A 21,409-nucleotide genomic window follows, 5' to 3' on the forward strand; every position below is an offset into this window, starting at 1 on the left:
AAGGTGCTGTGGGTCCGCATGACATTCAGAAAATGTGGCGTGCCGCGTTTCCGAAAAGAATCCAATATCGGGCTCATTGCCCCGGTAATCAATCCCATAAGCAAGACGGGGGTTGCTGTTGTCCCGGCTTGGTCCGATTAACCTTACCCGCGTACAATGACGTCCTCGGCATGTCACAAAAACCGCTCCAACGACATACTGTCAGATGCAAAATCATGGCCTGATGCGTAACGTTCTAAGGTCAAGACAATCGACAAAAGAAGTCGATGCCGTTTCGCAGAACAAATGTTTTGCCGATGTCAGCGTCGCAAGCTGCGCACGCGTGGGAGTTTTCCGGGCGCTGGCAGGTGGAAGTGGACCGGAGGGGTCTTGTGCGATGCAGAAGAACAAACTTTTGCGGTGTTGAGTCAGTCAAATCGATACATCTCGGATTTCCCGAAGCGGAACGGGCGACTGTGGGCGAGAGCCGCGCGAAAAATTCAAAGCAAAAGGTGAAATTTCATCGGTTTGCGATAGGCTAGACACGTCTCCATATTGCCCAAGGTCGCCTACGCGCAAAACCGCTGATGTGTTGTAGACGATATTGGTGCGGATTGGACCATGAAGCGCGTTCGGGCAAGTTTTGCGCAGAAATCCATGTGGAATCAGTTTGGGCATGAAAGCGGCTTGCAGCGTTGGGTTCAGACCGCTAGGCAAGGGCGATTGAAATCACTGATTTTAGGAGCTTCCCATGAGTGATACCGCGACTGATCCTGCCGTAATCGAAGCGCAGGGTGATGCAACCTATCGTGTCACGGCCAATGAATTGCGTCAGTTTGTCGAGCGGATTGAACGTCTGGACGCGGAAAAGAAAGACCTTGCCGAACAGCAGAAAGAGGTCATGGCAGAAGCGAAAGCCCGTGGATATGACACCAAGGTCATGCGTAAGGTAATTGCTTTGCGCAAACGGGACGCGGATGACATCGCCGAAGAAGAAGCTGTTCTGGAAATGTACAAAGAAGCACTGGGAATGTAGCAACACCAGAGCCAGTGCGGTTTTGTGGAAGGATTGAAATATCCATCGAGCACGCACGCCGAGACATTTTAGAACTAGTTTCGCCTGCATCGGGTCCAGATTTTGGTAGATTTTTGTGGCGAAACAAATGAGTTTATTGGACCCGCACCACCAATTGGTTCAGAACTTCAATACTCGCTCATCGTGGGGCCCGTACATGCGAGGTGCCCCGTGGGTTTCTCGTTTCAGATGCCGCCCGGCGATCTACCGCGATCACGTTGTTCGTCAAAATCGTTGCAAAGCTGTTCGTGCGGCAATGATTGAAACCAGAGCGGCCACAAATTATTTAAAAACAGAAGGTTTTACCGCTTTTTTGACGACTTGATCTGTTACAAATGACTACCTAGTTGACCTGCCCCCTGAAATCAGGCCACGAGATCCGTCTCAAGAGAGGATCGACTATGAAACTCAGATCTAGCGAAGAACAGATCATTGGAATGATCAAGGAATACGAGGCTGGCGTAAGGCGCGGGAGCTGTGCCGTCCCACTGCCGGCAGTCGAAACGCCGTGTCGATGAGAGGGGTGAGGGGCTATCGCAGGGCATCTTCTACATCTATGGATGTCTCTCCGGTTGCAAGGTTTTTTCGGTCCTGATCTGACGGCGTTGCCTGGTTGCAAACATCTATCCGGCGTCGCCGGTAGGATGGCGCGCCCAAATGGGAATTCCGCGTGGTAAGCCTCAACAAGTGGTCGGCCTCATAGGGCCATTGTAAAAGCCAGGTTCCTCACACACCGGAGTTTGCCGGTCGGTTCATGTCCTTGGTCGTCTTGCAATCCTCTTCTTTGCTCAGGCTTGAGCGCGGAACTCTTCGTTTCTGTGCAGCATCGCCCAGATGATGTGCGCGTTCTTGTTGGCAACAGCGACGATGGCACGATTCATGCCTCGGCGCTCCCGGATCGCGTTGACCCATTTGCTGAATGCGTCTGTTCTGCCCTGTGAAACGCGGGCTACCGACCTGGCTCCGTGGATCAACAGCGTCCGGAGATGCTTGTCGCCCCGTTTGCTTATCCCCATCAGGAGGTGTTTGTCGCCGCTGGAATGCTGGCGTGGTACCAACCCCATCCATGCGGCCATATGGCGACCGTTCTTGAACTCTTTTCCATCACCGACAGCAGCAACGACTGCTGTAGCTGTCTTCGAACCAACGCCACAAATTTGCGCGATACGTTGGCAATGTGGGTTTGCGCGAAAAACCTGATCGATACGACGGTCGAAAACTTTGATCCGCATATCAAGTTGCAACATAAACTCGAATAGATCAGCGATAATCTCGCGGGTCATCTCCGTCAGCCCGTTCGAATGATCTTCAAGGATCTCCGGGATCCGCTGCCGTGCTCGGCTCAAGGTCAATGGGATCGTGACACCCCTGTCGAGTAAGAGGCCCCGCATCTGGCAGGCCAAGGCCATGCGGTGGTTCACAAGACGCCGACGCGCCCGGTGCAGAGCCTGAATGTCCTGTTGCTCTTCGTTTTTGGGTGGGACGAACTTCACGTTCGGTTGCAAGAGTGCGGTGCAAATGGCTTCCGCGTCGTTGCGGTCATTCTTCTGGTGCTTGAGGAATGGTTTAACATACTGCGGTGCGATCACCTTGACCGTGTGATCCAGAGCTTCAAATTGGCGCTGCCACCAGAACGCGCCAGTACAGGCTTCGATACCAATCTTGCAGGGGGGTATATCTGCCAGCTCGGCAAGCAATCCCTCGCGTCGAACCCGCTTCTTGAACACGGAACGGGCTTTGTTGCACAAATCGGCTGATGGGTTTCACTGTATGAATCCCGCGTGATAGCTCACGGGCATGAGCAGCTGGGCATCTGCGAAATACAAGACCAAGAACTGGTCGTCTTACAATGACAGTTTGAAACGGCGCGGCTCGTTATCGATCTGGTTCGACCCCGAGATGATTTGGACGCCACCGCCAAGCGGTAAGCGCGGTCGGCAACAGCAATTCAGTGATGCCGCCATTCAGACTTGTCTGACGTTGAAGGTCCTGTTTGGCATACCGCTTCGCCAGACAACGGGGTTCGTCCAGAGCTTGCTGCGACTGGCCGGGTTGGATTGGGTTGCGCCAGATTTCAGCACTTTAAGTCGACGCCAGAAGAAACTGAACGTGAGCCTGCCGTATCGTGGTTCCAAGGGCCCACTGAACCTCCTCATCGACAGTACGTGGATTAAGGTGGAAGGTGAAGGCGAGTGGAATGCGCGCAAGCACGGAGGCTCCAAGCTCTGCATCTGGCGTAAGATACACATAGGCATCGACGACGAAACGCTGGAATTACGGGCCGCCGAAGTCACTGGCAGCAACGTTGGTGACGCACCCATGCTACCAGAACTTCTGAACCGAATCCCATCCAAGCAGGACATCGCCAGTGTTACCGCAGACGGGGCATATGACACTCGCAAATGCCATGAGGCGATTGCGGCGCGAGATGCCCGTGCGGTGATCCCGCCGCGCAAGAATGCCAAGCCCTGGAAGCCGACGAGTGACGGAGCAATTGCGCGTAACGATGCGGTCAATGCACAACGATATTTGGGCCGGACCCTTTGGCAACGCTGGAGCGGATATCACCGCCGAAGTCGCGTCGAAACCAAAATGCACTGTATGAAACTACTCGGCCAATCGTTGATGGCGAGGGACTTCGATAGGCAGGTCGCAGAGATCCAGGTCCGCATCGCCGTCGTCAACCGCTACACCGCTATAGGCATAGCCGTGACTGAGCCAGTAGGCTAAATCCGTCTGGGGCAAGGCGAAGAACGTCCAGCATCCGGTTTGTGCAACAAAGCCCCGAAAACCTGAAAAAAATGTTCGAAGCGTTCAAAACGCTTGGTGGCAGCGGTGACACACGAGACGATATAGCTCAGCCGCAGATTTCAAATAGTTGAGCAGGGTGCCGCCAAAACAGATAGCAACCTGGCACGAGAATTTGGCAGACAAACTTCTACCCACTTAGAGCGACCTTCGCCAGTCGCGTCGAAATTACTGAGTTTTCTTTGATTGCAGCGATCAAGTTATTTCTTGGACTGACAACATCGGCTTTTAGGATTGCCTGCATTGACCACTTCAAACTCAGCGCGATGGGATTTCAGAAAGATGGGTCTCATTGGCCAGCAGAAAGATTGTTTTACCAATAGGCGACGGTTACATAATTTGCCCGACGTATGACCGGCATGTGGTCGTTTAACCCTGCAACAAATCTGTGCGTTTGAAGAAACCGATCACAGTTTTTGGCGGGCTGTTTGCTTTATGAGCAAAAGGTTTCCAGGGAGTTTTCGTGTGTGCTCCAAATCAAAGTGCCAGTGGGTGGGAATACTAGTCCTCGAGCATATCCCTCGCCGTGGCGCATCTTTTGAAATTGGAGTTAGAAGGTCGGCGAAACCGGCTGGATTGAACCGCCCCGCATTTGTCGCACTACCGGAGGTTTGTCTCTTTTTCCGCGGCGTTATCGAGAGCGTTTGTTTTTGCAGGGGATGCCGCCTCAGCCGGTTTCATCTGTGCGATGGGGTCAGGTCGGCGACAGGTGTTGAATCAGGCCCCTTTCAAGGCTTGCCCTGCACTGCGATGGGGTGAGGTCCGTGCGTGCCGTCTGCCGTGAGGAAGCCGGGCAGCGTCCCCGACGGTGCCGAGGCCGGGGTGCAACCGGGCATCCGCGCATCCTGCGCCCTGTTTGATCGATATATTGGCTTGAAGGGTCGCCGGGAAGGATCAGGCCCTCGTTCGTAGAGCGTCTCCAGGACGCGCGAGTGTTGCGGTCCTGATGCGCGGCAACTGACGATCTTGTTGGCGAAGGTATCCCGCACAACGGCGACGCGGGCGCCCGCCTGCGAGGTCGGGACATAGGTGACGCTCACCGGTTCCCCGTGGGGCGATTTGCATCGCCGTAACCGCCCGGAATGGCCGGTTCACACGCGCCGCCGGGCGAACTCCGGCTATGTCCATTGCCCGGCAGACCGGCCCGACCCCACAGAGCTCTCGATGTTCTTTGATAAAGTCGATCCTTTCCGAAACCGACGGTCGCGCTCTGCCGCGCGGCGCGGCAGTCCCCGCCTGCGGTGATGAGAGCGGGAGCAAAATATGCCTTTGCCACAGGCACTTGGGCCATTGGTGTTCCCTTGTTCAGGACCTCACTGGCCTGCCGGAACTGGCGGTTCTCGCGCTTAAACGCCCCGATCCGATCCCCCTCAGCGGCCCTCATACCATCTCGCTGTCCGCTGTCCGTTTCAGCCCGCCGACCCCACGCCGACAGCATATCCGGCCGACAAACACCCTTCAGGGCAATCGGTTTGATCACAGCAGACTGGCTGTCACACGCGCCCGGATGTTCAGACAGCAGCCACCCAGCACGCGCACGTTGCAGGTGAAGACCCGTTTCCACATTTGACCCTCTCCAAAACCCCAAACCCCTACGTCCAAGGCTCCGCTAAACAAACGCCGGGGCAAAGCGCCCAAAGACGGAAGTCTGCATCAAGTTCAACTAAAGTTTGAGCTTTGAAAATGGTTGTCACCACGGGATGCGTTAAGTGCTCCGAAAGGACTCCGATATAAACAATTCTGTAATTTTTGTGACCTGATGCGTTCTGTATCCTCCCCAAGACCACCAAATCAAAGGACTCCGCAATGCCGCCTGTGAAAAAATCCAAATTGCAGACCAACCCGCTCAACAGCCTACTTGTGAAATGCACATTTATGGTTGTGGTTTGTATTTTTGCTGTGGTTCTCAGCGTGGCCTATATGAGCAACCAGATGAAAGCCGAGCTGTCTAATGGTGCTTTGAGCGACCGCGCTGCGGAAGTCACTGGACTGCTTGCGATGCAGATGGGTGGCTCCATCAAATTCGGCAATACGGCGGCTGTCGGTGAACTTGTTGTTGGCGTCATGGAGGCGGCGGAACCGGATGCAACTGGCGCCGTCGTGATGAATTCGAATGGCGTCGTCTTGTATGAAGGCGGGAGCGAGGTCTTCAGTTCAGAAGAAGCGCAAGCTCTCGGCCAAACCGCTCTGGAAACGGGTCTACCTGCACTATCCGAAGATGGCTTGAGCAGTGCGCACCTCGCCGTATTTGGGGACGATAATGCGATAGCAGGCGTGGTGGTAACGAGTTGGAGTTCCGCGAGCCAACTGGCTCGGTTGGGAGAGCTTCAAAACCGCGCACTGATTGTGGGGATGGTCGTCATGGTCGTGGCCGTCGGATTCGCAGGATTTCTACTGCGCACTCAGATGTCGCAACCATTGGTTCGGCTGACAAACGCGATGGGATTCGTCGCAGAGGGCGACTATGCCACAACGATTCCCTATACCGGACGCGGCGACGAAGTGGGTCAGATGGCCCGCCGGCTGGACATTTTTCGGGACGCGCTCTCTGTGGCGAAAGAGGCGGAGCGCGAAAGCGCATTCAAGAGCGCAGCATTTGAAGGGTCGACGGCCCCTATGATGCTGGTAGACGAAGACATGGCGGTGATTTTCGTGAACCCCACCTGCGCCAATCTTCTCAACAAGTTGCAAGGGTGTTTGAAGGACGGATGGCCTGATCTCGAAAATGGGGACGTGCTGACCGCGAACCTTTCAAACTTTGGCGCGCTGAACCAACAGGTCGAGGACATTCGCAAACGAGGCGCCGCGGCGCTGCCAATATCGCACAAGGTCAAAATCGGCGAGTCTCTCGTAGAAATAAACGTGAATGCTGCACTGGACGATTCCGGGGAAATGATTGGTGCGGTCATTGAGTGGGCAGATAAAACAGAGGCTGCGCGGAACGCAGCGGTATTGCAGTCAATTGATGATGCACAGCTTAGGGTGGAATTCGATCCGACCGGTCATGTCATCGACACAAACCCAAACACGCGCGACATCCTGGTAGGGGACGAAAACGCCGTGTCAGACAGAACTCTCGCCGATCTCTTTGAAGGTATGGCGGACGGGTCTGTTTCGAGCGAGAAAACGCGCGCACAAATTCTTGACGGAGACCCTGTTTTTGGCCGCTTTTTGGTGAATCGCGGGGATGCAACCGAACCATTGATTTGGGAAGGAAATTTCGCGGCTGTCAGGTCCCCGGATGGGAGCTTGGACCGTACGATTTTCTTGGGCACGGACGTGAGCGAAAGCGCAAAAGCAGTCATTCTTTCAGAAAAGGAGCGTGCCCGCGTCTCTGAAGAGCAGCAGACCGTCGTCGAAGCTTTGGGTGTTGGACTGCAAGGTCTTTCAGAAGGGGACTTGTCATTCGAAATCTCTACTGATTTCTCTCCTGATTATGAAAAATTGCGGAAGGACTTCAACGCAGCAGTCCGCGCCTTGAAGGAAACTGTCGGGGCAGTCGTACATAACGCAGAATCCATTCGAAATGAAACTGGAGAGATTACTACCGCCGCCGATGATCTTTCGCGGCGCACCGAACAACAGGCTGCGACGCTTGAGGAGACCGCCGCTGCATTAGATGAACTTACCAGTTCAGTACGTTCAGCTGCGGAGGGCGCAGACGAAGCTTCTAGTATGTCGGCCGATGCGCAGGCGAATGCGGAGAAAGGTGGCGAGATTGCACGACAGGCTGTTCAGGCAATGGATGGGATCAAAACATCGTCCCAAGAAATATCCAAAATAACATCTGTTATTGACGACATCGCCTTCCAAACCAACCTTTTGGCTTTGAATGCCGGTGTTGAAGCGGCGCGTGCAGGCGAAGCTGGTCGTGGGTTCGCAGTAGTCGCGACTGAAGTGCGCGCGTTGGCACAACGTTCATCGGATGCTGCCAGAGAAATTAACACCTTGATTTCGAGTTCTGGTGAGCAAGTTGAGCAAGGCGTGGACTTGGTGGACAAAACCGGCGAGGCGTTGGCCGCGATCGTGGCTTCAGTTTCGGAAATTTCGAAACGTGTTTCAACGATTGCGACGTCTTCCCGTGAGCAGTCCTCCGGCCTGAACGAAATAAATACTGCGGTAAACGAACTCGATCACGTCACCCAACAAAATGCGGCCATGTTCGAAGAAACAACTGCGGCAAGTCACTCTCTGACGTCCGAAGCAGATTCGCTTTCTTCTGCTGTATCGCGGTTCAAGCTGGGTGATGACAAAGCGCCAAAACAGCCGAAGCCGGTTGCGACTGAAGGGAAAAAAGTTGTCACTAAGCCTGCTGCGCAAAAGACGGTGCACGGCAACACGGCCCTAGATGTCTCAGAAGATACCGGCACCGATCCCGGTTGGGAGGAGTTTTGAATGCCGACAGTTCCCAGATCGCAAAGGACTGACCTTAGTCACAAAAACGTGTGATGCGAAAGACTGCCATCCTGCAGAGCAATCAACTGCTGCGTAAACCCGAAAAGCGACTTTGCCACTCGTCGCGGTCCTCATCCGTTACTTTGGCAAAGAGTACTTCCGGAACAGAGAATCTGTGTCCGGATTGCAATCCGGACATGAACGTTTCGACATCGTCCGGCCAAATGGCATCTTTGATGTTCAGGCTTTTTAAAATTGACATGCTCGCGTCAGGTAAGAAAGGCTGCGATAGAACTGCAAACAAATGTGCAAAATTCAAACCAAGCTGCGTTTGCATGGCCGCTTTTTCGGGATCCTGTTTAAAAGTACTCCAAGGCGCCGCATGTTGCAGATACTCGTTGCCAATCACCCAAATTGCACGCAGTTCTTGCGCAGATTTTCTGACTTCCATTGCCTCCATAAGCGCTTCGTATTTTGCACAGCGTTCGGAAACTTCGCGGATGATTGAAATTTCATCGTCGCCATAAGGCACTCCAACAGGAACAGTTTCGCCAAATTTGGACCGGCAGAATTTCGTAATTCGACTTATGAAATTGCCCAGAACATCCGCCAAATCCTTATTTACAGAAATTTGGAAATTGTCCCAGGTAAACTCTGAATCGCTGCTTTCCGGCGCGTGGCTCAATAACCACCAGCGCCAATAATCTGCCGGCAGCAACTCAAGAGCCTGATCCATAAAGATACCGCGCCCTTGCGACGTGGAAAATTGACCACCATCATAATTGAGGTAGTTAAACGATTTCAAATGATCGACCATTTTCCATGGCTCTCCGGAACCGATCAAGGTGGTCGGGAAACTCAATGTGTGAAATGGCACATTATCCTTTCCCATAAATTGCGTGTAACGCACATCCTGAGCGCCCTTGTCGGTCCGCCACCATCTTTGCCACGCAGCGTCGTCAAGTGCATTTGCTTCGGCCCATTCCGCAGCGCATGCAATGTATTCGATTGGGGCGTCAAACCAGACATAAAACACCTTTCCTTCCATGCCCGGCCAGTCTTGATCGCCCCTGCGCACGGGAATACCCCAATCCAGATCCCGCGTGATGCCACGGTCTCGCAGCCCCTCGCCATCATGCAGCCACTTCTTGGCAATGGACGTCGTGAGCACGGGCCAATCCGATTTGGAATCGATCCAACGGTCTAGTTCTTCTTTCAAAGATGATTGGCGCAGGTACAAGTGTTTCGTTTTGCGCACTTCCAAATCTGTTGATCCGGAAATGGCGGAACGCGCATCGATCAAATCGGTGGGGTCCAATTGTTTGGTGCAGTTCTCACACTGGTCGCCACGCGCCTTGTCATAGCCGCAGTTCGGGCAGGTGCCTTCAATATAGCGATCCGGTAGAAACCGTTTGTCTTCAATTGAATATATCTGTTTCTCATCCACTTCATCAATCAGGCCCGCATCTGCCAGACGCCCTGCGAAATGTTGTGTGAGGGCATGATTCTGTGGGCTGGAAGACCGGCCGAAATGGTCGAAAGACAAACGAAAACCACGTGCAATTTCTGCCTGAACTGCGTGCATTTCGGCACAGTACTTGGCAACTGGTTTGCCCGCCTTGGCAGCAGCCAGTTCAGCGGGAGTACCGTGTTCGTCAGTAGCGCAAAGAAAAAGAACTTCATGCCCGCGCGCGCGCATGTAGCGGGCAAATAAATCCGCCGGCAATTGGCTGCCAATCAGATTGCCGAGGTGTTTAATCCCATTGATATAGGGAATGGCGGAGGTGATCAGGTGGCGCGCCATGGCAAAGCCTCTCGAAATTCTGCAACGACCCCCATGTAGCTTAGCTTTGGCGTGAGAGCCACGGTGAATCCTATGAACCAAACGGATATCTGCTTACTTGCGCGATTTTGCCCTGCTGCGTCGTGTCAAACGCCCGATTATAAAGGAAGTGCGTGGGGCATAAGTGTAGCGGGTGCGATCAGCGGGCGTCGGTCGTATGCGCATACGGGTCAGACCGAAGACAACCAATAATACATGGCCCGCTGCAAGCATCAGAAACAGAGCCTTTGGCCCGTAGCTTTCGATCAGAAGGGATGCAGCATAGGGCGCAGCAATTGCACCAACAGCAAAATAAAACATGAGCGCGGCTGACAGTTCGACGCGTTCGTCATCACTGGCAAAGTCATGCGCATGGGCTGCGGCGACTGAATAGATCGGGAAGGTTGTCAGGCCAAAAAGACCTGACGTCAACATGATGCCCAGAGTGCCGAAACCAGCGGCGTAAATGGTGATGAACGAACTGATGACGGCCGCAACCGAAAGCCAGATCAGCACCCATCTCCGGTCGTATTTGTCGGCAAGCCAACCGACGGGCAATTGCGCCAATGCACCGCCAAACACGAAGGCTGTGAGAAAATAAGCGATTTGATCGTTGCTTAAACCAACTTCAGAACCGTAGACCGGCCCGACCATACGAAATGATGCACTGGATAGAGCGGCCACCAGCACAGCTGCGGCGGCCAGAGGGGATCGCGCATGGGCGAGGCTGGGCCTGAGACGTGGAGATGCGGGCGTTTCCGGCTGACGAACTGTGGTGAGGGTCAGCGGCAAAAGTGCCGCGCAACACACAATCGCCAAAAGATTGTAGGATATGTAGGACGCGGGCTCCAGGATGCCGATGATCATTTGTGCGGCCATTGACCCCGTCATATCGACAACCCGGTATACGCCCATGGCGCGACCACGTGTTTGATTTGTGACTTTTGCCTGAAGCCAGGCTTCAATTATTGTGTAACAACCTGCCACGCACATGCCGGACGCTACGCGCATCAGAGCCCAGGCATAAGCGTCGATGACCAGCATGTGGCTCATCAAACCAATCGCCCCTGCGGCGGCAAAGGCGGCAAAGGCGCGCGAATGCCCGACGCTGCCCATCAGGCGCGGCGCCCACCAACACCCGAAAAAGAATCCCAGAAAATGCGCTGAGCCCAGCAGACCGATCTCCTGTTTGGTGAAACCGAGCACGAGGCCGGACAACGCATCCAGCGGGCCGACACCCCCGGAGGACAGTTGCAACAGGATCACGGACAAAAAGAGGGCGGCAAATGAAATCAGGAGGCGCATGACAGCATCACGCATACCTTGTTCAATTTGCAGGCCTATCGGATATTCGACAAAAGGCGTCGTTTTTAGCTGCGCGCGCGAATTTCTGCAAAAATGTCGAGATCGACAGGGTCATCGACAAGTTTTGGGTATCCTGTTGCGCCAAACCGGGCACGGCTCAGGGTGCCTTTTAGGCTGATGTTCAGAACGGAGAGGTCGTTGGCGGCGGTCCCTGCCGGGCGGGTGAGTTGGGCGGCCAGTCGCAATGGATTTGTGACCCCGCGCAATGTGAGATTTCCTTCAATCTGGGCTCCGTCGGAAATGCGGTTGCTTGCACCTAAAATGATTCTTGTTGATTTAAATCGCACAATTGGGTGGTTTTGCGCGTCAAGGACCGAAGGGCTGAGCAGGGCTTGTGTGACAAATACCAATCCAGCCTTGGCTTGCCGGATGTCTGTGGTGACATCTGCGCTGGAGGCCGCGAGGTTGCGCGTGTCGACTCGAATGTCTGCTGTTCGGACGGGTACGGTCCCTGTTTGTGTATTCCCGCTCAGTTTGAAGCTGAAGGCTACTCGCGAATTATTTGTGACGAGATCATAAGGCGTGGCCGCGGCCAGCCCTCTTGTCGCCCAACTGGCGATGCCGGCGGAAATCAACAAGCGGCGAGAAATGAGAAGTGGCATAACAGCAATATTCCCTGGGATAACGTTACACATAGGCGATTAAATCAGTTTGCCAATCCGGTCACGCGGGTTTGATCTCGGGCGAGGCGTTTGCATGCGGGCGGTGAATGTCCCAACCCTGCCGGGGTGCGGTGCGAGCGCGTAATCTCTCCAGCCGCCATGCTTCGGGGCCTCTGGCATGTGACGGGCAGAGTTGCCAGCGAGTCTCAACCCCCGCAGCGCCGCCGGCACCCGGGGTCAGCAGCAGCCCCAAAGGCGCATATCGCCCCTCAACCATACCGGTTTCCGCAGCCAGATGCATTCGACGCACCTGTGTCAAACCCGGCAGACCGGGCAAATCCGCCACCGCCAGAGCCACCGCACCTGCCCGCAGGATCTCTTCCATTGTCCACAGGACGTCTTCGGGGCGACGGGGATAGACAAAGATCAGCCGTGCAGGATCAATCCAGCTGGCAACCCCATCACAATGTAATTGCTCCTGCACCCACGGTGGGGTCACCCAGATCACCGGACCTTGGGTCCGGGCCGCAACCCAAAGCGCCAGCGTGCGCCGTGCAGTGCCGCAGGCTTCATGAACACGCGACTGTGCCAGTTTCAATTGTGGTGCTGAAGGCAGCAACGCAAGGGCAGGGCCGGTGGGTTCAGGGCGGCGCGTCAGAAGCGGGGTAAGTGCAGACATTTAAAAACTGTATAGAGTTCTTGCTTTGTTCTCAATCGTGAGTTTTATGTTTCTATACCTTTTTTGCGATAAAGCGGCTTGCAGACACGACGGGTCAAGGTAGTGTGCCCTGAATGCGCGAAAGGAATATTCAGAAATGAAGATGAACAAGCTCGGACGCACGACGATTGAAGTATCAGAGTTCTGTCTGGGCTCGATGACATGGGGCACACAGAACACCGCTGATGATGCACATGAACAGATAGATCGCGCGCTGGATGCGGGCATCAATTTCATTGACACCGCCGAGATGTATCCGGTCAATCCGATCAGTGAAGAAACCGTAGGGCGCACCGAGCGGATCATCGGATTGTGGTTCGAACGTGATATGCGACGCGATGACGTCGTTCTGGCCACGAAACATTCCGGCGAAGGGCTGGCTATTGTGCGCGATGGCGCGCCCATTTCATCCAAGACAATTGCCGAAACGGTTGAGGGGTCCTTGCGCCGCCTCAAGACTGATTACATCGATCTGTATCAGTTTCACTGGCCGAACCGTGGCAGCTATATGTTCCGCAAGAACTGGACATACGACCCGTCCGGGCAGTTGATGCTCGACACCCAGAGTCATATGGAAGATGCGCTTGGGGCGCTTCAGGACGAGGTAAAACGCGGCACCATCCGCTCCTTTGGTCTCAGTAACGAAAGCGCCTGGGGCACGGTCAAATGGCTGGAGGCGGCAAAGCGTGTGGGAGGGCCCCGTGTCGCTTCGGTACAGAATGAGTATTCTTTGATGTGCAGGTTGTACGATACCGACATGGCGGAGATGAGCCTTCAGGAAGATGTGCCGCTACTGGCGTTTTCGCCCCTTGCTGCCGGGTTGCTGACCGGCAAATATCAGGGCGGTAAGGTTCCGGGAGGCTCTCGCATGTCGCTGAGTCCAGAAATAGGTGGACGCAAGACAGATCGCGCCTTTGAGGCCGTGGACGCTTATCTGGATATCGCAAAACGTCATCGGCTTGATCCGACGCAAATGGCTCTGGCCTGGTGCAAGACACGGCCTTTCATGGGCTCCATCATTTTTGGTGCAACAACCATGGAACAATTGGAAACCAGTCTTGGTGCGATTGACCTTGATCTCAGTGATGAGGTGTTGGCCGAGATCGACGCGGCACATCGCCAACACCCGATGCCTTACTGAACGTCAACAGTCAGATACACCACGTCGATGAAAGCCCGGTTTTCTTGACACATGGTGCTCACGCCAGATGCGCCGGTCTGTGCCGGGCTGCTTTTGAGCGGCCATCTTGATCGTTACCACATCCGCATGACGTCCAGACGCCCAAGAGGCACTATGACGCCATTGTCCTGGATGTTGGGACTGTATCTGGAGACTGCGTGCCAATTCATCTGCGTGCCCGCGCTCTTGATTGAGCGCTGAACAAACAAAGGCTTGAACAATCCCGGTGTTTTCCCTCCATTGGGCTTTACATTAGCGCGATTCAAGCAAGCGCCGTTCAAGTGTTGCGGCGACCCGCAAGGAGGAAAACATGCCACTGACCATGAGCAATGAGGTTTTTATCACCTGTGCCGTGACCGGATCGGGGAGTACCCAGGACCGCAGCCTGCATGTGCCCCGTTCACCGCAACAGATCGCCGAAAGTGCCGTCGCCGCTGCCAAGGCAGGCGCCGCCATCGTCCACTGTCACGTGCGCGATCCGGACACCGGCACGCCGAGCCGTGACCTCGCGCACTACCGTGAAGTGACCGACCGCATCCGCGAAGCAGATGTCGATGTGGTGTTGAACCTTACAGCGGGCATGGGGGGGGATATGGTTTTTGGCGACACTGAAAATCCATTGCCGTTGAAGACCGAGGGCACGGATATGATCGGTGCCAAAGAGCGTGTTGCGCATTTGGCGGAATGCCTGCCTGAAATTTGTACCCTGGATTGCGGCACGATGAATTTTGCCGAGGCAGATTACGTGATGACCAACACTCCGGGCATGTTGACTGCGATGGGGAGTATGATCACGGATCTTGGCGTTAAGCCCGAGATCGAGGCGTTTGACACCGGGCATCTCTGGTATGCAAAACACCTTGTTGCGGAGGGGGTTTTAGAGGCTCCCGCCTTGGTGCAATTGTGCATGGGCGTGCCGTGGGGGGCACCGAATGACCTCAACACATTTATGGCAATGGTGAACAATGTTCCGCCAGACTGGACGTTTTCCGCCTTTTCGCTCGGACGCCATCAAATGGCATATGTGGCCGCCGCTGTTCTGGCAGGCGGTCATGTGCGTGTTGGTCTAGAAGACAATCTTTGGCTTGATAAAGGTGTTCTGGCTGAAAACTGGCAATTGGTGGAACGCGCGGGAACCATAATTGAAAACATGGGCGCGCGTGTCGTTGGGGCGAAAGAGGTCAGAAAGAAACTGGGGCTTACCAAGCGCGCCCGCAAGCCATGACCCGCCTTTGGCGCGTTGCAACTCCACCGGAAAAAGGCCTGCGCGTGGCACGCGTGCTTGCCTGTTTCTGTATCCTGAGTGCCTGCGCCCCTTTCCCGGGATCAGAACAGGGGGCGTACCGTGATTTGGACGCGCCCATTGGTGCCACCACGCGATTTGATCCGGTCCGATTTGCCGGGGATTGGGTTTTGGTCTCCCGCTTCGGCTCAGCTGTGGAAGGGCGCGTGGGTTTCACACATGACGCTCAGCAAAACACGATGACGCTCTCCAGCAACGTCATTCCTGAACATACAGGCACCTATGACATCGCAGGCGTTGGCATTTTGCAAAGCCAGCGCGGCGGGGATGACCCGCTGATTGTCATGTGGGTTGACGAAGGCTTTCGCACTGCGGTCATCGGAACAGAAAACGGTGATTTTGGCGCAATACTGAACAGAAAGAGAGACATACCGGCGGATCGTGCGGTAGCAGCGCGTGAGGTGTTGGGTTTTTACGGCTGGGACATCAGCAAATTGCAGAGGACAAAGCCATGACAAAGACGGCGGCGATGATAGGCGGTGGTGTGATTGGCGGCGGGTGGGCCGCGCGGTTTTTGCTGAACGGCTGGAATGTTCAGATCTTTGATCCTGACCCACAGGCCGCCCGCAAAATCGATGAGGTTCTGGCGAATGCCCGCAAGTCTTTGCCGGGTCTTTTGGATGTGGCGTTACCTTCCGAGGGCGCGATGAGTTTTCACGATACAATTGCTGAGGCCGTGATGGGCGCGTCGTGGATCCAGGAAAGCGTGCCGGAAAGGCTAGAGATCAAGCATGCAGCTTTCGCGGAGGTTCAATCCTATTGTGATGCAGGCGCAGTCATTGGATCATCCACCTCTGGTTTCAAACCGTCTGAGTTGCAGCAAAACGCAAAACATCCCGCACAGATCATGGTCTGTCATCCGTTCAATCCGGTGTATCTGCTGCCTCTTGTCGAGGTGGTGACAACGTCAGAAACCGATCCGAACATGATCCAGACGGCGAAATCCATTTTGACAAGCATTGGCATGCATCCGCTGCATCTGAAAAAGGAAATCGACGCCCATGTGGCGGACCGGTTTCTGGAGGCTGTCTGGCGCGAAGCGCTTTGGCTGGTCAAGGACGGGATTGCCACGACCGAGGAGATTGACGACGCCATCCGGTATGGGTTTGGCATCCGCTGGGCACAAATGGGCTTGTTTGAAACTTACCGGGTCGCGGGAGGGGAAGCCGGCATGAAACACTTCATGGCGCAGTTCGGCCCTGCCTTGAAGTGGCCATGGACCAAGCTGATGGACGTGCCCGAATTCACCGATGAACTGGTCGATTTGATCGCAGGGCAGTCTGATGCGCAATCAGGGCATCATTCGATCCGGGAGTTGGAACGGATCCGGGACAATAATCTGGTTGCAATGATGCGCGCGCTCAAAGCTCAGGATTGGGGGGCAGGGGCATTGCTGGCGGCTCAGGAAAGGTCGATCCGGGCGGGGTCTGCATTAGGTCAAAGCGCTGCTGACGTGACCGACCCTGCGGCACCTGTGTTGACGATTCACCGGGCCATACCACTGGATTGGACAGATTATAACGGTCACATGAACGAGGCGAAGTATCTTCAGGCTTTCGGGGACGCCACAGATCGCTTCATGGAGCTGATCGGGTGTGACGCCGCTTATATTGCATCGGGCGGCAGCTATTTTACGGCGGAAACACACATCCGGCACATAGACGAGGTCCACGCCGGCGCGATTATTGAGATACGCACGCGTGTTCTGGGAGGCGGCGGCAAAAAAATGCACCTGTGGCACGAGATGTATGAGGGAGACCGTCTACTGGCCACGGGCGAGCATTTCCTGCTTCATGTCAGCCTCCAGACCCGGCGCCCCTCCGATGCAAGCCCCGCGATTGATTCCGCATTGCGCAGGTTTATCGATGCGCAGTCCGATTTGCCGCGCCCAGAGGGGGCAGGGCGCAGCGTTGGCGCGCCGCGATAAGGAATGGCCTGATCATTGCGCTTGCCGCGTAAGCATTACCGATCAGGAGATTTGGCTTTTGTCCAATAGTCAAAGACGGGATTGCGCGCGACGCTAATTCTCGCGAAAGCTCGCCCCAGACACTGTCGCAGAAAGCTGTGAGCCAGGTCGTGCCCAACATCTCTCTGGTCTTGGGAGCGCGGCGGGTCAGGTCAAGCTATCGCGGTGAGATCACGCACATGCTGTCGGCGTTCCGACAACCCTGCCAGATGCCAAAGGGATACCCTGGAAAACCGCGTTTTTATCATGTCAAAAGGCCCTTGGCGCCCGGAAGTATCGCAAGAATGACCGCTCCCCGGATATCGGCTCACATATTCACGGGAGATGGTCATAATACCGGACCTGAGTTTTCCCTCTGGTGGTGGCCCGGTATTTTCGGCAAGAGAACGCATGGACTTTCCAATGATTGATCTGTGGGTATTTGTAAGCTTCGCCGCAGCAGCGTTTCAAACGCTTCGTTTTATGCTGCAAAAAATGTTGGCGCGCGCGACGTTATCGCCAACAGGCGCCACCTTTGCTCGTTTTTTTTACTCTGCGCCTTTGGTTGCCCTGATCGTTGCGATCTACATGGCGCAGACCGATCAGGCCCTGCCATCCCTGTCCCTTGGTTTCTGGGCGTATGGTCTGAGTGGCGGTCTGGCGCAGATTATCGCAACGATATGTGTGGTTACCCTGTTTAACTCCCGCAATTTCATCGTCGGCGTGGCGTTGATGAAAACCGAAGTGATTCTTTCTGTCGTCATTGGCTTGATCCTTCTGGGGGAAGGCGTCAGTTGGCCTGCCTTCGGTGCGATCGCGCTCGGCTTGGTGGGCGTCTTACTGTTGTCGACCCCGCCTGAGATCGCAGGGTGGCGCTGGCAGGACATGTGGAATCGCGGCGTCGGACTTGGCCTCGCGTCGGGCACGCTTTTTGCCGTGTCCGCCGTATCTTACCGTGGCGCGTCTTTGGAACTTGCGGTGCAGGACCCCGTATTGCGGGCCGGTGTCACGCTGTCTGCGGTGACGGCGTCGCAGATGATTGGCATGGGGCTGTGGTTGTTGTGGCGGGACGCGCCGCAAATCTCGGCCGTCTGGCGCGCGAGACGTGTTGCGGGTTGGATCGGTTTGTTGTCGATGGGAGGGTCCTATGGCTGGTTTTTGGCCTTTACCCTGCAAACCGCCGCCTATGTGAAGGCAGTGGGGCAGGTGGAGCTGGTCTTGAGTTTACTCGCGTCCGTACTGTTTTTTCGCGAAACACCCAGTCGACGTGAACTTGCGGGAATGGTGGTGCTGTGCATCTCGATTATGGCCCTCATTTTGCTGATTTAGTACTTCTTCAAACCATAAATTCAAAAGAATTGATTGCCTTTCGCGACCGCGATCACATCGGCATTTCGTGCCCGCGCAAGCGCAAGAACAAGTTTTCTTCGTCGTTGTTCTTGAAAAATGGAACACTGCCCGGCGCGCTTGGGTCGCCGAGCCGTCCTTCGACTTCTGCCAGAACGACTTCGGTGATAAACGGCATATCAAAAGCCCGCGCGTCTCTGAGGGGAACCCATTGCAGGTGGGAAAGCTCATCGGATGCGGCTGAAAAGTCATCCAGATCTGACGCAACCATTTCACCGTCCACCAAAAAGAACCTTGCATCAAAACGACGCGGACGCCCTGGCGGCGTCAGGGCGCGAAATACGAACTGCAGGTCGGACGCATCGGGAATATGGCCGGTCTTGGCAAAACTTGTCCAGTCGGGCGGCGGTGTATCCCAACTGCCCGGTTTACCAAGCACGAGACCGGTTTCTTCCCATAGTTCGCGAACCGCAGCGACGCTTAAAGCGTGGGACATATCGGATGTGGAATCCTCGAGCAGACGGCTCGCGCAGGGTTCACTTACCTTTCCCGCAACGGGCACCCGTGCATCACCTGCATCCACCGCGCCGCCGGGAAACACGAATTTATTGGGCATAAAGGCCGCTTTTGCGCCGCGTTGACCCATCAAAATGCTCGGATTGCTTGAGCGATCGCGCAAAACGATCACCGTTGCCGCATTCCGTATCGCGGTTTTGTCAACCGCACCAGTATCCGTCATGTGGCAGCCCTTTGTATCACGGGGCCTTGGGTTCGGTCAGGTTTCTGTGCCAAAACCACCCATGCGGCGCGCCCATTGATATCCCACAATAGCCCCTTTCAGTCTTGGCAAGAGATAAAGCGATAGACCGACGCAGCCAACCGAAAAAATGGTAAACAACGTGAGCGGTTCGGGGCGCCAGGTCACAAAGGCGAAATGCAACAGCGGCGCCATCAGATGTCCGACAATCAATATCGTCAAATAGGCCGGGCCGTCATCAGCCCGGTGATGCTTAAGATCCTGGCGACACACGGAACAGGTGTCATTCACCTTCAGATAGGACTTCAGCAACGGCCCACTGCCGCATTTGGGACATTTGCGCCGCCACCCGCGTAACATTGCGCTTTTGGTGTTGCGCGCAACGGGTTGGTCCGCGCTCGTCGCGGGTGCGTGGATCATTCCTGTGTCTTGTTGCATCGCATCATTCATGGCGCGGTCCTTCCGTTCAGCGCTTACTTGCGCCTTTCTTCAACCAATTGAAAGCTTGCCGTTTGCCGCTGCGGCGGGATGTCGCGAAATACCGCTTGAAATATTTTCGACGGAAAGTGGAAGGGCCTGCGTTAAACAGATGTCCAACCCGAAAAGGGGAAACTAAGTGGGCAAGGTTTTAAGGAGTAGAATGATGAAGAATACAGTGTTTATTGGTCTGGTCGCAGCGACAGCAATTGCGATTGCCGGAAGTGCAGCAATGGCCCGGGGTGACCGCCATGGCGCACCTGTCGCGTTCGAAACACTTGATGCCAATGCGGACGGCGCGATCACGCCGGAAGAAATGCAGGCTGCACGCGCGCTGAGAATGTCGACAGTTGATACCAATGGTGACGGCTTTTTAACTCTTGAAGAACTTGAGGCTGGCGCGGCGGAGCGGGCAAAATCCCGCGCAGGCAAAATCATGGAACGGCTTGACACGAATGAAGATGCAAAGCTTTCAGCTGAGGAGTTGGAAAAGCCGGAAAGGGCTGACCGTCGCTTCAATCGTGTTGATGCGGATGGGGATGGTGAGATTACAAAGGCAGAGTATGACTCTGCCATGAGCAAAATGAAAAAGCGTCACGGCCATCGGGATGCGGATTGATATCCTAATAACAATAACGTTGAGGCGCACCTTGTCTGGTGCGCCTTGGCATATTAGCGATGTTCGGGATGGAAATGCCGTCACAGGACCTTTCACAGCTCAGCGACGACGCTCTTTTGGTCTTGTATGCCAATGGAGATCGCTCTGCCGCGCCGCTTCTGACGTCACGCCTTTTGACGCGGGTTCTGGCGCAGGCGCGTTATATGCTGAGTGATGCCGCTGAGGCCGAAGATGTGGCGCAAGAAGCCATGTTGCGTTTGTGGCGTATCGCGCCGGACTGGAGGCAAGGCGAAGCACAGGTGACGACCTGGCTCTACCGGGTGGTTGCCAATCTTTGCTTGGACCGGTTGCGTAAAAAACGCTCAAAGGGCTTGGATGAGATAGCGGAACCCGCAGATCCAGCACCGAGTGTCGCCCAGAATATGCAGGAGCGCGCACGCGGTGACGCGTTGCAAAATGCGCTGGACCAATTGCCGGATCGCCAGAAGCAAGCGATTATTTTACGGCATATTGAAGGGTTACCAAATCCGCAGATTGCCAAAGTTATGGATATTTCGCCGCGCGCAGTTGAAAGCCTGACAGCGCGAGGCAAGCGCGCGCTTGCTGCTATATTGGCAGGGCGGCGGGCAGAATTGGGGTATGAAGATGAAGCAGAATGAAAAATCGGAGATGGCTGCTGTTGAAGCCTTGCTGGCCGTGGCGCGCGATGACCCTGCGAAGGTGCCGGATGCGTTAGTCACGAGAGTTCTGGCGGATTCTGAAAAAGTGCAACCTGCGCCACGGGCTCATGGCCAAAAAAAGTCGCATCTTATGACGCGATTAAAAAATCTCGTTGGGGGTTGGCAAGGGTTGGGCGGATTGGCTGCAGCCACGTGCGCGGGCGTCTGGATCGGTTTGAGTCCGCCGGAAGCCATGCCAGACGCGGGCGCGCTTCTGTTGGGCTATGAAGTTGCCGAATTTACATCAACGACGGCCGAATTGACCAGCTTTGGCTGGGATGCGGAAGAGGGTTAGAGA

General features: G+C 55.2%; 18 protein-coding genes and 1 pseudogene. 11 read left to right on the forward strand and 8 right to left on the reverse strand.

What is annotated here, in order from left to right; all coding sequences use genetic code 11:
- Positions 1 to 730 precede the first annotated feature (730 nt).
- Positions 731 to 1,015 (forward strand): DUF2312 domain-containing protein, encoded by a 285-nt coding sequence (locus R8G34_22060; GenBank protein MDW3225543.1) that lies wholly within the window; start codon positions 731 to 733, stop codon positions 1,013 to 1,015.
- An 827-nt stretch (positions 1,016 to 1,842) separates the two neighbouring features.
- Here the strand turns inward: R8G34_22060 and R8G34_22065 are convergent.
- Positions 1,843 to 2,830, reverse strand: a pseudogene (locus R8G34_22065) (IS110 family transposase).
- A 21-nt stretch (positions 2,831 to 2,851) separates the two neighbouring features.
- On the opposite strand from R8G34_22065, the gene R8G34_22070 reads away from it, so the two are divergent.
- The gene (locus tag R8G34_22070) at positions 2,852 to 3,784 is read left to right on the forward strand and encodes an IS5 family transposase (protein MDW3225544.1); all 933 of its coding nucleotides are present in this window, start codon (positions 2,852 to 2,854) and stop codon (positions 3,782 to 3,784) included.
- A 1,114-nt stretch (positions 3,785 to 4,898) separates the two neighbouring features.
- On the opposite strand, the gene R8G34_22075 is transcribed toward R8G34_22070, so the two are convergent.
- Complete coding sequence (locus tag R8G34_22075; GenBank protein MDW3225545.1) at positions 4,899 to 5,426, reverse strand: hypothetical protein; 528 nt, start codon at positions 5,424 to 5,426, stop codon at positions 4,899 to 4,901.
- Between the two features lie 242 nt (positions 5,427 to 5,668).
- Here R8G34_22075 and R8G34_22080 point away from each other — a divergent pair, with 242 nt between their 5' ends.
- Positions 5,669 to 8,257 (forward strand): methyl-accepting chemotaxis protein, encoded by a 2,589-nt coding sequence (locus tag R8G34_22080; protein ID MDW3225546.1) that lies wholly within the window; start codon positions 5,669 to 5,671, stop codon positions 8,255 to 8,257.
- An 82-nt stretch (positions 8,258 to 8,339) separates the two neighbouring features.
- Here R8G34_22080 and metG read toward each other — a convergent pair whose 3' ends face one another.
- From metG to R8G34_22100, 4 genes are all read right to left on the reverse strand, one after another.
- The gene (metG, locus tag R8G34_22085) at positions 8,340 to 10,061 is read right to left on the reverse strand and encodes a methionine--tRNA ligase (protein MDW3225547.1); all 1,722 of its coding nucleotides are present in this window, start codon (positions 10,059 to 10,061) and stop codon (positions 8,340 to 8,342) included.
- A gap of 93 nt (positions 10,062 to 10,154) precedes the next feature.
- Positions 10,155 to 11,384 (reverse strand): MFS transporter, encoded by a 1,230-nt coding sequence (locus R8G34_22090; protein MDW3225548.1) that lies wholly within the window; start codon positions 11,382 to 11,384, stop codon positions 10,155 to 10,157.
- A 65-nt stretch (positions 11,385 to 11,449) separates the two neighbouring features.
- On the reverse strand, positions 11,450 to 12,046 hold the full coding sequence (locus R8G34_22095; GenBank protein ID MDW3225549.1) for a YceI family protein: 597 nt from the start codon (positions 12,044 to 12,046) through the stop codon (positions 11,450 to 11,452).
- A gap of 61 nt (positions 12,047 to 12,107) precedes the next feature.
- Positions 12,108 to 12,725, reverse strand: coding sequence for a hypothetical protein (locus R8G34_22100; GenBank protein MDW3225550.1), 618 nt, complete (start codon positions 12,723 to 12,725; stop codon positions 12,108 to 12,110).
- A 136-nt stretch (positions 12,726 to 12,861) separates the two neighbouring features.
- Between R8G34_22100 and R8G34_22105 the strand changes: the two genes are divergently transcribed.
- The 5 genes from R8G34_22105 (at position 12,862) to R8G34_22125 (ending at position 18,521) form a co-directional block, all read left to right on the forward strand.
- Complete coding sequence (locus R8G34_22105; GenBank protein ID MDW3225551.1) at positions 12,862 to 13,905, forward strand: aldo/keto reductase; 1,044 nt, start codon at positions 12,862 to 12,864, stop codon at positions 13,903 to 13,905.
- A 349-nt stretch (positions 13,906 to 14,254) separates the two neighbouring features.
- Positions 14,255 to 15,169, forward strand: a complete 915-nt coding sequence (locus R8G34_22110; protein ID MDW3225552.1) for a 3-keto-5-aminohexanoate cleavage protein — start codon at positions 14,255 to 14,257, stop codon at positions 15,167 to 15,169.
- The gene (locus R8G34_22115) at positions 15,166 to 15,702 is read left to right on the forward strand and encodes a hypothetical protein (protein MDW3225553.1); all 537 of its coding nucleotides are present in this window, start codon (positions 15,166 to 15,168) and stop codon (positions 15,700 to 15,702) included. Before R8G34_22110 ends, R8G34_22115 begins: the two co-directional genes overlap by 4 nt.
- Entirely contained in the window at positions 15,699 to 17,174 is a 1,476-nt protein-coding gene (locus R8G34_22120; protein ID MDW3225554.1) for a carnitine 3-dehydrogenase, read from the forward strand. The genes R8G34_22115 and R8G34_22120 overlap by 4 nt, the downstream gene beginning before the upstream one ends.
- Before the next feature lie 429 nt (positions 17,175 to 17,603).
- Positions 17,604 to 18,521 (forward strand): EamA family transporter, encoded by a 918-nt coding sequence (locus R8G34_22125; protein MDW3225555.1) that lies wholly within the window; start codon positions 17,604 to 17,606, stop codon positions 18,519 to 18,521.
- Positions 18,522 to 18,573: 52 nt separating this feature from the next.
- Here the strand turns inward: R8G34_22125 and R8G34_22130 are convergent, their stop codons facing one another.
- Entirely contained in the window at positions 18,574 to 19,278 is a 705-nt protein-coding gene (locus R8G34_22130) for an NUDIX hydrolase (protein ID MDW3225556.1), read from the reverse strand.
- A gap of 36 nt (positions 19,279 to 19,314) precedes the next feature.
- The gene (locus tag R8G34_22135) at positions 19,315 to 19,716 is read right to left on the reverse strand and encodes a DUF983 domain-containing protein (protein ID MDW3225557.1); all 402 of its coding nucleotides are present in this window, start codon (positions 19,714 to 19,716) and stop codon (positions 19,315 to 19,317) included.
- Between the two features lie 223 nt (positions 19,717 to 19,939).
- On the opposite strand from R8G34_22135, the gene R8G34_22140 reads away from it, so the two are divergent.
- From R8G34_22140 to R8G34_22150, 3 genes are all read left to right on the forward strand, one after another.
- Positions 19,940 to 20,392, forward strand: coding sequence for an EF-hand domain-containing protein (locus R8G34_22140; GenBank protein ID MDW3225558.1), 453 nt, complete (start codon positions 19,940 to 19,942; stop codon positions 20,390 to 20,392).
- Positions 20,393 to 20,460: 68 nt separating this feature from the next.
- Entirely contained in the window at positions 20,461 to 21,051 is a 591-nt protein-coding gene (locus tag R8G34_22145; GenBank protein MDW3225559.1) for an RNA polymerase sigma factor, read from the forward strand.
- Positions 21,038 to 21,406 carry a hypothetical protein gene (locus tag R8G34_22150; GenBank protein MDW3225560.1) on the forward strand — a complete coding sequence of 123 codons (369 nt, stop codon included), beginning with the start codon at positions 21,038 to 21,040 and terminating at the stop codon, positions 21,404 to 21,406. The genes R8G34_22145 and R8G34_22150 overlap by 14 nt, the downstream gene beginning before the upstream one ends.
- The last annotated feature ends 3 nt before the right edge of the window (positions 21,407 to 21,409 follow it).

This window comes from Paracoccaceae bacterium, from assembly GCA_033344815.1.
In the GTDB taxonomy this organism is placed as follows: domain Bacteria; phylum Pseudomonadota; class Alphaproteobacteria; order Rhodobacterales; family Rhodobacteraceae; genus Roseobacter.